This is a genomic window from Pantoea sp. SORGH_AS_0659, from assembly GCF_031453915.1.
Lineage (GTDB): Bacteria > Pseudomonadota > Gammaproteobacteria > Enterobacterales > Enterobacteriaceae > Pantoea > Pantoea leporis.
The window spans coordinates 204,971-220,539 of the sequence record NZ_JAVJAK010000003.1 but is presented as its reverse complement, the minus strand read 5'-3'; the positions used below and the strand labels follow the sequence as shown (position 1 = coordinate 220,539).

Annotated in this window: 16 protein-coding genes and 2 pseudogenes; 11 read left to right on the top strand and 7 right to left on the bottom strand. The window is 50.3% G+C overall.

From position 1 onward, the window contains the following. Positions 1-109: 109 nt before the first annotated feature. A complete protein-coding gene (locus tag Q3H59_RS22165; RefSeq protein ID WP_309837307.1) occupies positions 110-538 on the bottom strand; it encodes a cupin domain-containing protein in 429 nt (142 codons plus the stop codon). Between the two features lie 304 nt (positions 539-842). Between Q3H59_RS22165 and Q3H59_RS22160 the strand changes: the two genes are divergently transcribed. After that, positions 843-3,299, top strand: a complete 2,457-nt coding sequence (locus tag Q3H59_RS22160) for a membrane-bound PQQ-dependent dehydrogenase, glucose/quinate/shikimate family (RefSeq protein WP_309837305.1) — start codon at positions 843-845, stop codon at positions 3,297-3,299. Between the two features lie 518 nt (positions 3,300-3,817). Here Q3H59_RS22160 and Q3H59_RS22155 read toward each other — a convergent pair. Then, the gene (locus Q3H59_RS22155; RefSeq protein WP_309837303.1) at positions 3,818-4,417 is read right to left on the bottom strand and encodes a TetR/AcrR family transcriptional regulator; all 600 of its coding nucleotides are present in this window, start codon (positions 4,415-4,417) and stop codon (positions 3,818-3,820) included. A gap of 169 nt (positions 4,418-4,586) precedes the next feature. Here Q3H59_RS22155 and Q3H59_RS22150 point away from each other — a divergent pair. The 4 genes and pseudogenes from Q3H59_RS22150 to Q3H59_RS22135 form a co-directional block, all read left to right on the top strand. Then, positions 4,587-4,829 (top strand): annotated as a pseudogene (locus Q3H59_RS22150) (glutathione S-transferase N-terminal domain-containing protein); the annotation flags it as partial. Beyond that, positions 4,808-5,020: a hypothetical protein gene (locus tag Q3H59_RS22145; RefSeq protein ID WP_309837885.1), complete on the top strand. Its 213-nt coding sequence runs from the start codon at positions 4,808-4,810 to the stop codon at positions 5,018-5,020. The pseudogene Q3H59_RS22150 and the gene Q3H59_RS22145, both read left to right, overlap by 22 nt. 27 nt (positions 5,021-5,047) lie before the next feature. Beyond that, entirely contained in the window at positions 5,048-5,347 is a 300-nt protein-coding gene (locus Q3H59_RS22140; protein ID WP_192413349.1) for a putative quinol monooxygenase, read from the top strand. A gap of 178 nt (positions 5,348-5,525) precedes the next feature. Continuing rightward, positions 5,526-6,224: an FCD domain-containing protein gene (locus Q3H59_RS22135; protein WP_309837299.1), complete on the top strand. Its 699-nt coding sequence runs from the start codon at positions 5,526-5,528 to the stop codon at positions 6,222-6,224. A 42-nt stretch (positions 6,225-6,266) separates the two neighbouring features. On the opposite strand, the gene Q3H59_RS22130 is transcribed toward Q3H59_RS22135, so the two are convergent. From Q3H59_RS22130 to Q3H59_RS22120, 3 genes are all read right to left on the bottom strand, one after another. Next, a complete protein-coding gene (locus Q3H59_RS22130; RefSeq protein WP_309837297.1) occupies positions 6,267-7,601 on the bottom strand; it encodes an MFS transporter in 1,335 nt (444 codons plus the stop codon). A 96-nt stretch (positions 7,602-7,697) separates the two neighbouring features. Next, positions 7,698-8,690 carry a transketolase family protein gene (locus Q3H59_RS22125; protein ID WP_309837295.1) on the bottom strand — a complete coding sequence of 331 codons (993 nt, stop codon included), beginning with the start codon at positions 8,688-8,690 and terminating at the stop codon, positions 7,698-7,700. Positions 8,691-8,718: 28 nt separating this feature from the next. Then, positions 8,719-9,555 (bottom strand): transketolase, encoded by an 837-nt coding sequence (locus tag Q3H59_RS22120; protein ID WP_192235548.1) that lies wholly within the window; start codon positions 9,553-9,555, stop codon positions 8,719-8,721. A gap of 203 nt (positions 9,556-9,758) precedes the next feature. On the opposite strand from Q3H59_RS22120, the gene Q3H59_RS22115 reads away from it, so the two are divergent. Both Q3H59_RS22115 and Q3H59_RS22110 read left to right on the top strand, forming a co-directional pair. Then, positions 9,759-10,721, top strand: a complete 963-nt coding sequence (locus Q3H59_RS22115) for a LysR substrate-binding domain-containing protein (protein ID WP_309837293.1) — start codon at positions 9,759-9,761, stop codon at positions 10,719-10,721. A gap of 78 nt (positions 10,722-10,799) precedes the next feature. Further along, a complete protein-coding gene (locus Q3H59_RS22110) occupies positions 10,800-11,102 on the top strand; it encodes a VOC family protein (protein ID WP_192413504.1) in 303 nt (100 codons plus the stop codon). 140 nt (positions 11,103-11,242) lie between these two features. Here Q3H59_RS22110 and Q3H59_RS22105 read toward each other — a convergent pair whose 3' ends face one another. Beyond that, entirely contained in the window at positions 11,243-12,193 is a 951-nt protein-coding gene (locus Q3H59_RS22105) for an AraC family transcriptional regulator (RefSeq protein ID WP_309837291.1), read from the bottom strand. A 95-nt stretch (positions 12,194-12,288) separates the two neighbouring features. On the opposite strand from Q3H59_RS22105, the gene Q3H59_RS22100 reads away from it, so the two are divergent. The 4 genes and pseudogenes from Q3H59_RS22100 (at position 12,289) to Q3H59_RS22090 (ending at position 14,978) form a co-directional block, all read left to right on the top strand. After that, positions 12,289-13,032, top strand: coding sequence for an SDR family NAD(P)-dependent oxidoreductase (locus Q3H59_RS22100; protein ID WP_280173253.1), 744 nt, complete (start codon positions 12,289-12,291; stop codon positions 13,030-13,032). Positions 13,033-13,049: 17 nt separating this feature from the next. Next, complete coding sequence (locus Q3H59_RS22095; RefSeq protein WP_280173254.1) at positions 13,050-13,454, top strand: VOC family protein; 405 nt, start codon at positions 13,050-13,052, stop codon at positions 13,452-13,454. Between the two features lie 233 nt (positions 13,455-13,687). After that, positions 13,688-13,768 (top strand): annotated as a pseudogene (locus tag Q3H59_RS24780) (TetR/AcrR family transcriptional regulator); the annotation flags it as partial. A 307-nt stretch (positions 13,769-14,075) separates the two neighbouring features. Further along, entirely contained in the window at positions 14,076-14,978 is a 903-nt protein-coding gene (locus Q3H59_RS22090; protein WP_309837288.1) for a GGDEF domain-containing protein, read from the top strand. Positions 14,979-15,162: 184 nt separating this feature from the next. Here the strand turns inward: Q3H59_RS22090 and Q3H59_RS22085 are convergent, their stop codons facing one another. Then, positions 15,163-15,546: a Rid family hydrolase gene (locus Q3H59_RS22085; protein WP_101761070.1), complete on the bottom strand. Its 384-nt coding sequence runs from the start codon at positions 15,544-15,546 to the stop codon at positions 15,163-15,165. Positions 15,547-15,569: the final 23 nt, after the last annotated feature.

Genomic DNA, 15,569 nt, shown 5'->3' with positions numbered 1-15,569 from the left:
AACTCTGCATCAGAAGACCATGCCACGCATGACAGGTACGGCTTTGATATGTGGCCTGCCCGACCTCTGTCGCCAGAACACTCACGGCAGAACATCGGGCAATTGCGCGCTATCCCTGCCCGTTACGTAGCATAAAGTCAGACGCAGAGCCGTCCTCAGGGTTCACAAAAATGATATCATCAGGTTCCCGACGGGGACTGTCGATGGACAGGAAAACGACAGGCTCTTCAATGAGCGTTGGCAGCGCATGAATCACGTTACGCTCAAAAAATAACAGGTGACCCGGAGCAAACTCGGCCTCGGTGCTTTCATCTTCCATCCAGAACGTCCCTCTGCCAGATACAACATATAAATACTCATCACACTGTTGATGGAAATGCGGGGGAACACCTTTGTAGGCTCGGAAGACCCTACAACTGGCTTGAGGCCTGTCCGTCAGATATTCATCCGCCAGCATGCTTTCAGAGGTCTCAGGGAGTTTCTTAGCTATTTCAGCAGGAATGAATCGCTCGGATTTCTTTTGGCTTTTAGTTTCCATATTTAATCCCTTTTAAAGTTAACGAAATTTCAGATGCGTACTTTATGAGATAAATAAAGCAGATATTTTATGAACCCAACCATCTGATTAATACCTCACTACTCAAGCGCACCTGCCCCTTAAAACTATAGGCATACATTTTCATTCTTAATATACTGAGTTTTTTCTCATGCACTCATGAATTAAAAGCCCATTGGATAATTAGTGCTTAATATAAATAACTGGTGTGACAAAATACTTACATCGTGATAACAATTTGCGCGCTTTATTTAGTTTAATTATTCATACAGGCAAGGTCATAATCGTGAATCAACCTTCAAACCTCAAGAACCGTCCAGGATGGGTCGGTAAACTGCTTGCAGCAATACTGTTGCTGTTGGGAATCTACATGCTTGCCGGCGGTGTCTGGCTTATCTCGCTGGGAGGTAACTGGTATTACGCCATTGCAGGCGTCCTCAGCATTCTGTCTGGGGTGGCCCTTTTCAGGGGGAAAGCTATTGCGGTTCTCTGGTTCAGCCTGCTGTTCTTCGGCACGCTGTTCTGGACGATATCTGAATCCGGTACGGATTACTGGCGCTGGGTGCCTCGTTTCGCACTGATACTGCTGCTGGCGATCGCGTTCTCCTTCCACCTGTCAACGCTGCTTCCACGCCTGCAGCGTAAGCACAGCGGGGCTGTGACGGGAGTACTGGTTCTCACCTTTATTGGCGCGGGCGGTCTGGCATTTCTTCCTCATAACACGACCGAAGCCAATGGTTTTCCGGCACCTGACGGTAAAAACTTTTCCGCTGACACCGGTACCGGAACCACTTCACAGGAGGTCAAAAATGACTGGCCTGCCTATGGTGGAAATTTGTCTGCAGCACGTTATTCTTCAACGTCACAGATTACGCCTGCAAACGTCAGTAAATTGAAGGTTGCCTGGCAGACTCATGCGGGAGATTTGCCACCAGGCGCTCGCTGGGGAACGGAGAACACACCAATCAAAGTGGGTGATTTCCTTTATGTCTGTACAGCTGCAAACAACATAGTCGCCTTAGACCCTACTACGGGAAAACAAAAATGGCGCTTTGACCCTAAAATTAACCGGGATGCGCTGCCTTACACTCCTGCATGCCGCTCTCTGGCCTATTTTGACGGTACTCAGAAACCCTCTCAACAACCTTCGCAGCCCGCTCCTGCCACCGCCAGCGTGTATCAGCACTGCGATCGCAGGATCATTCTGGGCACGCTGGATGCCCGTGTATTCGAGGTGGATGCGCAGGACGGAACCCGTTGCACTGATTTCGGCAATAACGGCGAGGTATCGATCCTAAAGGATATGGGTGAAACCTACACCGGCTACGTTTCGATTACCTCCGGAGCGGTAGTGATCAGGGATACGATTGTTGTTGGCCATCAGGTCATTGACGGCCAGCGTGTCTTTGGCCCGCCAGGCGTTACTAAAGCCTACGACGTTCGAACCGGCAAGCTAAAGTGGGCATGGGATGCTGCTAATCCTGAGGACGCCACGCCTAAGCACGGCAATGACGCTTACAAGCGCGGAAGTCCTAACGTTTGGACCTCGTTTACCGGTGATGAAAAACTGGGGCTGGTGTATCTTCCTGTCGCTAACCCTTCCGGTGACTACTGGAGCGCGCCGCGTACCCCTGCTGAGCTGAAGTACGGCGATTCGCTGGTAGCACTTGATATCAACACCGGGCTCCCGCGCTGGAACTTCCAGACGACCCATCATGACATCTGGGATTTCGATCTGGGCTCACCACCTACCCTCGTTGACTATCCTCAGGCCGATGGCAGTAAAATTCCCGCCATCATTCTGCCGACCAAAAACGCTGAGCTTTACGTCCTTAATCGTGAAAACGGCAAGCCGCTGTTTGATGTGATTGAAAAGCCAGCGCCACAGGGAGGAACCGACCCGGATAAGCGTTCGCCGACCCAGCCATATTCCACTTTCAATAGCATGCGCAAACCGGATCTGACGCCTGCCAGCACCTGGGGGCTAACGCCATTGGACCAGCTGTACTGCCGGATTAAATTCCAGCAGGCTGACTACAGAGGCGCCTATACACCGGGCTCAATCGGAAGACCGTTTATTTCCTATCCGGGCTACAACGGCGGAAGTGACTGGGGTGGCGTTTCGGTTGACCCTGTGAATGGTCTTGTCATTGCCAACTATAACAACACCGTTAACTATACCGAGTTTGTGGCAAGGAGCGTTGCGGATAAGCTTCACGTCCATCCTTCGGATAAAATTGGCTATAACCTTGACACCCATGCCAGTCCGCTGACACCACAGAGCGGCGCGCCGTTTGCGCTGAACATCAATCCGGGCTGGCAGAACGGCTTTACCGGCATGCTCTGCAACGAGCCCGCGTACGGTGGCATTCGTGCAATTGATTTGCGTACCGGGCACACCGTCTGGGATCGCCCGCTGGGGACGGCCAGGAAAAACGGTCCATTTGGCATTCCAACCGGTATGCCGATCAACATCGGAACGCCTAACAATGGGGGTTCTGCCGTAACCAAAGGCGGGCTGGTCTTCATTGCAGCAGCGACGGATGACCTTATCCGTGCCATTGATATTAGAACCGGTAAAACGGTCTGGTCAGCGCCGCTGCCGGCAGGTGGCCAGGCAAACCCAATGGTTTATGAACAGAACGGTAAAGAGTATGTGGTGATCGAAGCAACCGGACATCATTTCATGAGAACAGGTAAAGGCGATTACGTCATCGCCTACGCGTTACCGGACACAATCTGATAGCCATCACGGCACCTGCGGGTGCCGTTTTTGCGGCTGCTACACTCAGCGATAGTTAAATTTAAGGAGAGTGTATGAAGGATGAACACGCTAAAAAAAACCGCAGCAGGTTTACCTGCAGCATGAACTCCTGCTACAGAGCGACAAAGCATGGAGTGGGCAGCCTTATTAGCACTATCCTTCGGGCAGGCCACAGCTTTCCGTCATGCGTATGCCCCTCCCACCCCACACGGAATTACCCCGGCATACCCACCCATGCCGATGCAGCCTAAGTGCTGTCAGGCAAGTTAACCATTCAGTAAAAAGAGACGGGGTAATGCTATACCCTTTATGCGAGTGAGACGCTTAACGAGACTACAGACAGCACGCAGCGGGGATTTACCCTCGATGACGCGGTAGGAATGGTTAAATTTTATGCAGGCGTGGAGGTGCAGGCTCTATCAGAGTCATTACAAGGACAGATGTCTGAGTTTAAGTTTTTTGCCGCCACTTTTTCGATTAAGGGTGTAAAACCCGACTCAATGCCCTATGCCCTTACACAGCACACGCGCACAGCCCATTGCCAGCTCTTCCAAAGTCATTTCATCCCGGGCAACTCTGGCAGCCTGATCGATCATCCCGACGAAGCATCGCGCGACCGTCAGCGCATCGACGTCCTTGCTGAATACCCCCAGCTCCTGCTCCTGTGCAATATTGTCCGCGATCCATATGGCGAGCGAGGCTTTAGTTTCCGTGCAGCCCGGCGGCTGGAACAGACCAATTTCTGTCAGATCCGGATCTTCTGCGAGAAAACTCAGGAAACTGATAAAGCTGAACTGGAGACTTTTGACCAAGGCTTCTCCGCCGATGGGCTTTTGGATCAGCAAATCTTTCGTGATGATCCTGAGTCTGCGGCGAAACTCATGAACGAGCTCCTCATATGCGGCTTCTTTGCTGTCAAAATAGATGTAAAACGTGGGTTGGCTCAGCCCGCTGGCTTTGACGATATTGCTCACTTTAGTGCTGTGAAATCCCAGTCTGGCGAATTCGCGGCAGGCATGCTCCAGCAGGCGCTGGCGGGTTACTTCGCCTCTGGTAGGCTGCGGACTGTTCTGAGGCTGGGTAACGCGATGTGACAAAGCAGGGCTCCGATAAATAAACTGGATCAGCAACGCATCTAGTGTAATCACTCTCTAACAGCTAAGTAAAATAAAGGATTATGTGTGGACACCAAGATTACTCACAAGTAACATTACTCAATAGTAATGTTACTTGTGAGTAATCTAAAATCTACAAGGAGGTTGCTTGATGAAATTACATATTTACGAGCATTGTCCATTCTACGTGCGGGCCCGCATGATTTTTGGGATAAAGAAAATTCCTTTTGAACTGCGCGCAATGCCTGAAGCTGAAACGCCCACCAGCATGGTTGGTAAAAAGATTGCTCCCATCCTTGAGAAGGACGACGGCACCTTCATGGCTGAAAGTATGGATATCGTTCACTACGTTGATGGGCAGTATGGCGGGAGATTCCTGAAAGGCAAAGGGAATGCCAGCTCGGTGAACTCGAGACTCTCCTGGAGTACCGGGAAGAGATCAATGAATCGGACTTCAGGCTTTATCCATTATTGCGCTCTCTCACGATTGTCAATGACATCCGATTCGGTGCAAAGACGCGCATCTATCTTGATTTCATGTCTGCCCTGAGCGGCGTGAATAACCTGTTTGATCAGGCTCAATAAACCAATTGTTACTATTCAGGAGGCACTATGACTGTACCGGTCGTCGCATTATTTACCGTTAAGGAAGGCTTTGAAGATAAGGTTCATGAAATGTTTTGCAGCGTCATTGCGAGAACTCTGAGTGAAGAAGGCTGCATTACTTATCAACTTAACCAGGACGCAAAGAATCCCCGTCGTTTTGTCTGGACCGAAGAATGGTCTTCTCTTGACCTACTGCAAAAGCATCTGAATGCTGACCATATCGTTAAACTCTTCAGCGAACTCCCGCCGTATATTGAGCATTCAGAAGTCGTGGCACTGAAAAAAATAGCGGGCGGAAACGCCTGAAACCATCTAACCGGCAGGTAATGGTCTGATTTCATTACCTGCGGGGAGAACAGGTAACTTTTGCTCAGAATGCTGTTCTGTCCCCGCCCGGCACGCCTCTTATGTTGTCATCCCCTGATGCAGGCGTTAGGATATTCGGTAACCCACCCGCCCTCTGTAATCATCTTATGTGATAAACATGACCGGAATCCCCGAAGAAAGTCAGTCCCTGATCAAACGGATACTCGCGACTGCTGCAATTGATAAAAATGGCATATACAGACTGCCTTCTGAACGGGTCCTGGCGGAAAAAATGGGGGTTCAGCGATCCATTATCCGAAATGCCCTTTCCTCTTTGGAATTTTTTGGTTTTATTGAGCGTAATCAGGGAAGCGGAACGTTTCTCAGAATGCCTCGCCTGTCATTTGCCAACCTCTATTTTGATATTGCCTCACAGTTAGGCTACATCTCGCTCGATACCATCGAAGACGCCCGGGAAATGTTCGAGAAAATGCTGGCCGAGGAAGCGGCCACGCATGCATCTGATCAAGAAATTGCCGAGCTCGAACGCCTGAGCGATCTGATGGTGACGGTTGAAGGTTTTGATGAAAAGGTTGAGGCAGACTATCAGTTTCACCTAATACTGGCTGGCATGTCCCACAATCCTGTCATCATGCTTTTTTATCAGAGCATCGCTTCTTTCATTGCCGATTTGCTGAGAAAACGACGCAGTATCATGAAAGGTCTGAACGAATCGGAAACCCGCATTAACAGCAATCACAAAGATATTGTTAAGGCCATTGCGGCCCGCGATCCCGATGCCGCCAAGGCAGCCATGGAGGCACATTTCGCCCACTGGGAGCGGGAAAATATGCTGATGAATCTGCTTATGCAGTGATCATGCAACCGGCTGCATGCCGCCGGTTACATTGGCTGTTTGTCACTCCAGTTCAGCACCTGCAGGCAGAGGTTCACGAATGGTAAAGACCACCACAAGACACAGCGCCGCGGCGATACCTAGCGTGATGAATACCGCATTCCAGCTATAGTTATCCAGTAACACTCCGACGATCAAAGGCATACACACCGCTCCCAGCTGCCCGCCCATGTTAATAATGGCGTAAGCGACCGGATAGGTTTCCCTGGACGCCCGGGCCATGGCATACACTGAGTAAGCTGAGTACCCCAGCGCTATCAGAAAGCCAAGGCAGAACAGCAGCAGGCCCAGCAGGTAGGGGTTCTGTGGCGCTACAGTCATCAAGCCTGTCATCACAATCGTGCAGACTGCACTGAACATCATTAGCGGCTTGCGGCGCTTGGCCAGCAGATTATCCGAAATCCAACCGCCGCAAAGATTCCCTATCACGTTTCCGGCGAACGGCGTGGCAGCAAGCGCCGCGGAAGCCACGATGGACAGCTTGTGTTCCTGCAGAAGATATTTTGGCAGCCAGGACATAATCACGCCGTCAACAATCCCCACCATGCACATGTAACCGATTGCTGCACCGTAAATATCCCATGACCGGAAAATTGACCGGGATGAGTCGAGTGGGGTGAGCTTTGTCGTTCTGATCATGCGGTCAATGAAGCCATATCGGAACGCCCGGCTTTTGAAACGTCGCTTGCTCCCTTCTTCATCACGGCTGACTTCCGCGATGTAATCCGCCTCCTGTTGATTCACAAAGCGGCTTTCTGCCGGGGTATTCCTGACCAGGACATACCACACCAAAGCCAGAATGACTCCCGGTATTGAAAAGAACAGAAAGATATGGCGCCAGTCATAATTAATCAGAATCCAGGCACAGATGGGAGGAACCAGCAACGGGCCGAATTTTGAACCGGCCAGAAAAATGCCCGTGGCCGTCCCCTTCTCTTTCGTTGGAAACCAGTTGTTGATGGTGGCTGTTGAGCTGATCACGACGGGAGCTTCGCTGACGCCCACCAGCGCGCGCAGAATTTTAAGGTGCCAGACAGAATCAACTTTGCCCATCATAAACGTGAAGAGGGATGTCAACAGCATACCGGCGGCATAGGAAAACCGGATCCCTTTACGTTTAACAAAAAAGCCCGCCGGGATCTGGCACAGTCCGTAGCCGGCAAAAAACAGGCTGATGATGAGACCTATCTCTGAGTTGGTCAGGTCATATTCTTTCTGGATAAAAGGAATAGCGAAGCCGATGTTTGCCCGGTCTGCCTGTGCAACCATAAAGAGTATAAAAATGAGTGCTATCACAAACCATCTGTACTGACTCTTCCTTTTTAATTTATCAATCATGATAAGCCCTTTATCTTTCGGATATTTTCAATGGCAAGGCTTTAAAACAGAGTTGCACACACCCCTACACACGCAGAGGCGTGTGGATGACATGCTTTATTGTTTAATCCAGGATGCAATGTTGGAGGCAAGTGAACGTGCGGATATCTCATAGCGGTCATGAAGTGTTGGCAGCGCGCCAGCATCCAGGAATCTATCCGGCAGCCCGACCTGCCTGAATGGCCGGAATATTCCGTTTCGCATCAGCGCGGAGGCTACGGCTTCGCCCAGTCCGCCAATCACCGTGTGGTTTTCTGCAGTTATCACCAGACAGTTACGTTTTTCCGCCTCACGGCAAATGGTTGCTTCATCCAGGGGTTTGATGGTTGGCGAGTGCAGTATCGCGACGCTGATACCCTCTTTTTCCAGCAGGTCACGGGCCTGAATGGCGCGCATGGTCATCAGGCCAGTCGAAATAATCAGCGCCTGGTGGCCGTCTGCCAGCAGCTTCGCTTTTCCGACCTCAAACCTGTAGTCAGGGAACCGATCCAGAATGACCGGCACTTTTCCTCGCAGCAGGCGCATATAGACAGGACCTTCATGTTCATATATGGCCGGAATAGCCTGCTGAATATCAATGGCATCGGATGGATCGATGATGGTCATGTTCGGCATGCCGCGAAAAATAGCAATGTCCTCTGTTGCCTGATGGCTGGGGCCATATCCCGTTGTGAGCCCCGGCAATGCACAGATGATTTTGACGTTAAGCTTTTCCTCTGCGATAGCCATACAGATGAAATCATAGGCTCGTCGTGCGGCGAACACGGCATAGGTGGTGACAAAAGGCGTAGCCCCCTCGCGGGCCAGCCCTGCAGCGGCGCTCATCAGCAGCTGCTCAGCCATACCCATCTGATAAAATCGTTCCGGGAACTCGCGCGAGAAAATGTGCAAATCGGTATAGGCCGCCAGGTCTGCCGACATGCCGACGATATCATTGTGTTTTTTTGCGAGCTCGACCAGGGCATGGCCAAAGGGAGCCGGAATGGTTGCCTGCCCCTCTTCAGCAATTGAAGCAATCATGGCAGATGTGGTCAGTTTTTTAGTGGTCATAGTGGCCTCATTGAGTCGGAAGTGATTTTCAGATATGGCGTTTCAGGACATCAAGTGCCTGCTGCCACTCGGCATCAGCTACGCGAATGAAGTGATTTTTGTCTCTCTCTTCCAGGAAAGGCACTCCCTTGCCCATCAGCGTATCGAGAATGATCACGCGTGGCTGATCGCCCGCGTGATGCCGGGCCGCATCGAATGCACTGACAAGTGCCTGCAAATCGTGCCCGTTCACGCGCTGAGCAAACCAGCCAAACGCCTCAAACTTTTTATCGACCGGCTCGGTGGCCAGAACTTCCTGACTGTCTCCGTCCGCCTGTTGGCGGTTAACATCTACCAGCGCGATCAGGTTGTTGAGCTTCCAGTGGCTGGCGGAAAGCGCGGCCTCCCACGTCGACCCTTCATTCAGCTCACCGTCCGACAGCAGGTTATACACCGCCGCATTGTTCCCTTTTCTCTTAAGGCCCAGCGCCATGCCAACAGCAATACCCAAACCATGCCCTAGCGAGCCGCCGGTAATTTCCATCCCCGGGGTATAGGCCGCCATGCCGGACATCGGCAGAATGCTGTTGTCGCTACCGTAATTCTCGATCTCATGCTCAGGAATGATTTTTGCCTCGATGAGAGCGGCGTACAGGCCAATTGCGTAATGACCGATTGAAAGCAGAAAGCGGTCACGACCTTCCCATTCAGGATCTTCCGCCCGGAAGGACATGGCATGGAAATAGGCCACCGTGAGCGCATCGGCAATGCCCAGTGCCTGCCCTATGTAGCCCTGTCCCTGCACGGCGCCCATACGCAGGGCATGCCGCCGAATCGAATAAGCATGTTCAGAAAGGCCGTGAAGGTTGTGATTCAGTTCTGTCATCAGAAGTTCCCTTGAGTGGTATTGTCTTAATGGTTTACCACTTAACAATAAACCCCATTCATATGTCCATTTACGCTTGCTGTGTAAATACAGAACTGTGAGAGCGATCTCGACAAATGGTTAACCACTTAGTGAGGATTGACTGTGACCGCCTTTTTGAAGCTGATAAAATAGGGTCAGTCTGGTGTTACAAGGTTTGAAAAATGAGAAATTATGCGGAGATCCCTTCACTGAAGTGTCTCCAGGTTTTTGAGCATATTGCTCGGGCGGGAAACGTGGTTCGTGCGGCTGAAGCGTTGGGTATTTCCGCGTCAGCCGCGAGCCATCAGCTAGCCACGCTGGAAAAGAGCCTGGAGTGCCAGCTGTTCGAACGTCACGCTGCCGGCGTGAAACTGACCGCCAGGGGAGAAGCTTACCTGGAGATCATTGGCGTGCATCTACAGGGGCTGATTCAGGCAACCGCGGAGATGAAGGCCGCAGGCCGCGTGAAGAAAATCCATATTCACAGCTCACCCACCTTCGGCTACCTGTGGCTTTTACCGCGCATTCAGTCATTTCAGCAGCAGTACCCCGGCACCGAAGTTACGCTGGCATGCTCGTATGAGGACGTGGATTTCGGACGCGGCGAAGTGGATATCGCTATCCGACATGGTCTTCCGTCATGGGAAGGTTTCGATATCAGGTCCGTGAGAAATGAACGCATTCTGCCCATGGCATCACCGGAGTACCTTGCGCACGCACCCGTTAGTGCGCCAGAGGATTTGATCTCACGCAGGCTTATCTATTCGGAAAATACATTACTACGCTGGCCTGAGTGGTTCCGGGCACATAACATCGCCCAGCCCGCCCAGCCCTGGCTTTTCAGGTTTGATCGCTCATATATGAGCCTGGAAGCCGCCGCGATGGGGCACGGTGTGGTGCTTGAAAGCGAGCTTCTGGCAGAGAAATTCCTGCGTCAGGGCACGTTGGTCAGGATCCTTCCTGAGCAGTTCAGCCATACCATCAGCGCACATCATCTCGTCATGCCGCTGGGCTACCGGAGCAGGCCAAAGCTGCAGAATTTTCTGGGTTGGTTTGAAGAGAATTTAGCCTCTGCCGGGACTATAAATTCACCTGTACTTACCGGCTCGTCCGGCAGTCAGACAACATCCGTATCTCCATCATAATCCGGGTGCATAAGATGCTCTTTAGCCCTATAGCTTTAGGCTGAAGACTTCCTTTTCACTTGATGAAAGAGAGGAAATATCCAGAGGGCTGATAGCAAAAGTCAGCATCATGAACTGACGCTTCTTACTCATAGCGGGTATACGTTCCCTGCATCGAGGCTCTGGCTTCATGATAAAGACATAACAGGCGCTTCAACGCATCTGGCTTTTGCTGCCAGTGAACGGGCCATAGTCGACGAATTCTGGCGTGCCGCTCTACAGGTAGGCGGTAGAGACAATGGCGAACCGGGAATTCGCCATCATTACAACTCTCACTATTACGCCGCTTATATCTTAGACCCTGACGGTAATAACATCGAAGTCGTCTGTCAGAAAGGATGAGTAAGATGGCCGGACGACACTTTGCGAAATTGAACCCCATCTGAATTACGGCCTGTTAGTTTCGCCTGGCTGCTACCCGCGAAGTGAAATATCGTGTGGTGAGTTATTGCTTTGTTACGGCAGCAAAATTTACTGCCGCATCAAACGTGGTGATTCAGCGGGCTTTCTGCACCATCAGCGTCGTACCTTAGACTTGCAACGTCTTTCAAAGGAGAGCGGCCAAAGAAACGGGCGTACTCGCGATTAAACTGAGGCACGCTGCGATAACCCACCTCCATGGCAACAGACGTGACGCTCTGCTGGCGCGCCAGTAATTTGGTTCTGGCATGGAGAAGACGGACGCGCTTCTGATACTGGACCGGACTCATGTTTGTCACGGACTTAAAATGACGATGAAAAGCCGATACGCTCATGGCTTCCTGTGCGGCCAGTGATTCAACCACAAATTCATCAGCAAAATTATGTCTTATCCAGCGAATCGCATTACCTATCCGCGCCAGCATGGTTCCCGGTGAAGCGATATCCCTCAGCATCCAGCCATGTGGGCCTTTCAAAACATAATATAGGATTTCACGTTCATATACCGGTGCGAGAGCCGGGATATCCTCAGGGCTCTTCATCAGGCGAAGCATTCTTACCCAGGCATTCAGCAGCTCGGGCGTGACGGCAGCAACGGAAAAAGCACTCGACTGTGGATCAGCCTTCACGGGAGGTAAATCAGCCAACAACGTCGCTATCCGCTCAGGTTTCAGGGTCAGACTAACCGCGAGATAAGGAGCACCGGTGGCCTCGGGAAGGACTTCGCCTACGGCTGGCAAATCTACTGACATGACAAAGTAAGAAGCAGGGTTGTAGTGGAATATCCGGTCACCTACCGTCATGGATTTACTTCCCCGCAGTATGAGATTAACCATCGGCTCATAGACCGCAGCCAGAGCATGCGCGGGAACGTCCCCCTGCACCATTGCCACACGCGGTATACCGGTTTCGGTTCGCCAGTTTCGGGCATGAGCGGCCAGAAGGCGCAGCTCGTCAAGCAGGGGTTCCAGTGCCAAGGTTAGCCTCCTCAGTATGATGATTAAAGCGAGCATAAAGCAGAAAAAGGCAAGAATCGAGCAGGAACGCAGAGGCTGAGCTGTCCCGGAGGTTTTATCCTTTTCCTATCGCAGACAGAAAGGATGAAACCTTGAAAATTGTACTGATTACCGGCGGCAGTGGCGGAATTGGCGCCAGCGTGGCGCAGCAGTGCGCGGCTAAAGGGATGGGGGTGATTGTGACTTATAACAGCCATCCTGAATCTGCCCTGAGGGTTGTGAAGGAGATTGAAGCGTCAGGCGGCCATGCCGTTGCGCTGCATCTGGATGTGGCTCGCACCGAAACCTTCGGCACTTTCCGCGATGCCTTACTTGAGATAGTCAGTATCACCTGGGAACGTGAGCACATTGACGTGCTGGTAAACAACGCCGGGTTTGGGCTCTTCAACCCGATTGAAACGGTGACGGAGAGTGAGTTCGACACTCTTTTTGCCGTGCACCTGAAGGACCCTTTTTTCCTGACCCAAAAGCTGCTGCCTCTGATTTGCGATGGAGGACACATCATCAACGTTACCAGCGCCACCACTCGCGTGGCCACGACAGGTGTTGCGCCCTACGCGGCCTTTAAAGGCGGCCTTGAAGTACTGACCCGTTATATGGCCAAAGAGTTCGGGTCGCGGCGCATCCGGGCAAACGCAGTCTCTCCGGGTGCAATCCGTACGTCGCTGGGCGGAGGACTGAACGAAGAATTTGAGAAACTGCTCGCCTCACAGACCGCGCTGGAACGCGTGGGGGAGCCGGATGATGTCGGCCGGGTAATCGCAGGCCTGGTCTCTGATGACAGCGTCTGGATCAACGCACAATCCATCGAGGTCGCCGGCGGCTACCAAATCTGAATCCTTCCGGAGGTTTTATGCTCGATCATCTGTTTTTAACGGTCAGCGATACAGACCGTTCTGTCCGTTTTTATACGGAAGCGCTTGCTCCTCTCGGCATCACGGTTCGTCATGATTATGACGGAAAAGAGGGGCCGCCAGGCCATCCGGATTTGAAAGGGTTCGGTGCTCAGGGCCGGATCTTTTTCTGGCTACGCGAAGGAACTGTTGCGCCAGCTGCTGTACATGTCGGGTTTGTCGCGCGAAATCAAACAATGGTGAATGAAGCCTATGCTTCAGCCATGCGTGCCGGCGCGTCTGACAATGGCGCACCTGGCGCCCGGCTTCACTACGATCCCCGCTACTACGCCGCCGGCGTTTTCGACCCCGATGGCTACAGCCTTGAATTTGTCTTTAAAGAATGGCAGCACCCTCAATCATGAAAACACTACTGATTTATGGCGCCACCGGATACACGGGACACATGACCGCCGCCCAGGCTAAAAGTGCCAGCCTGAATATTATCCTTGCCGGGCAGAAACAGGCAGCGGCTGGGAGTATTTGCCGGTGAACTTGACGTCAGTATGCGGGTTTTCGGCCTTGAGGACGCTGGTGGAATCGCGCACGCGCAGTTGCGGAAGTTACCGGGGCTGACGGGAAGAGCCACCGACTTATGGCGCTGAGTATAAAACCGCCAAGTTTTTATGCTGCATATGGCAGTAAGGTTGGACTGTATGAACGGAGCCTGAAGCGTTATTTTTCTCTCTTCACTCATTGCAGACCTCATTTCTAAACATGTCCCCTTTGTGCCAGAAATGGGCGCTGGAAGTCTTGCATTACATTAATAATTTCTGAGCAGGTCAGGTATATCCTGAACAATATTGAAACCATAAGTATCTAATCATAAATAGAAAGCAAATCAGCAGGATTGAGTAGGAAGCCTTTTTTTATTCATTTGAAACAATAAATTAGCATTCCTGGTTAGTCACCTCAGCCACGCAAACCATCACCTCCATAAATAATTATGTGGTACTATTTATACCTGACCAAAACAGGATAGCGTGATGAATTTCAAGATACATGACAAACTCATACATGAAGTTGAATCTCCTAAAGGACTTCTTTATAGGATGGTGATCACTTATACTTGCTTTATGGCAACCTTGATTATTGTTCTCTCTTTTGCTATTGGTGACACTTCAAAAATCAACTTTTATTTCTTCATTAATTCTTGCACTGTAGCAGTGATGGCATGGTTTATCAGGAAATCTTTTAATATCCATTCTACTGAGGTGAACTTGCTTGTTTTTAGAGTGAGTTTGTTTCTGCTTTTGAACTCATCCCTGGCTTCAATGGCAGGCGGACTTGGTTTAATAGAAAGAGATACAGCATCATTAATTGCTTCAATTATTTATATTCCAGCCATATTAATGATTATTTTTTTATTTGAAAAATTTATATCCTACGTGAACCATAATTATAAATCAGCGGTTAATCTTTCACTTACAGACGAATTAACAGGGTTGCCTAACAGAAGACATTTGAATGTTATATTGAGAGGATTGGAGAACCGGTCAGGAACTATCTGCATTGCTGATATTGACCACTTTAAAAAAATTAATGACACATATGGTCATGAGGCTGGAGACAGGGTGTTGAGAGATACCGGGCTGAGGCTAAGTAATCTTGTAAGCGAGAATGTTTTTATTGCAAGATCGGGTGGTGAAGAATTTGCCATCGTTATCTTTGATAATATCAATGCAGAAGATATCATCAGAAAAATTAAAACTTCGGTTTCAGATGCATGCAACGGAAGTTTCGGTATCACGCTAAGTATTGGTGTGGCAACCAAGCTTAAACATGACTCATCTTCTTCTGCTATCAATGCAGCTGATGATGCCCTGTACAGAGCTAAGAGAGCAGGCAGAGATTGTATTATCTACGACCAGTCGTTTAAAAATAATTAATTTTCCATAAAAGGGAGGAAGAAAGTTTAGGAGAATTTCCGCCCTCTTTTGTTTGATTAACTGAAAGCTAACGGTTTTTATGGAAAAGTCGGATGTCCGCTTCTCGCTCATAGCGGACCTGACATACCGGTCCGCTTAATGCCAGAAACCGACACAACTATTATTTTAGTGCCCACGCCTAAAACTATCTTTTGGCTACAATCCGCATTTCTACAAGGGCATTTTCAGGAATGAACTCTGACACGCCTATAGCTGACCAAGCTGGATAAGGCGCCTTTACATACTCATCTTTTACTCTGGAAAAAACGTCGATATGTTTTTTTAGGTCAATGTGAAAAGTGGTCATCTCAAGTATGTGTTCATAGTTTAAACCAGCGGCATTTAAATAAACGCCAAGCTTATAAAAGGCATCATGAAATTGTTCTTCAGGATGCTTACTTATAGGTTTATCCCTACGTGCTGCGGTAACACCGGAAAGATATACTGTGCCATCTGCTTCGATAACGGGGGAAAAGTGCCAATCATCGAAATAGTGTTGAAATTCTTCAGGGACGATAGATTTTTTCATAATTTCATCACAAGTTGATGAGT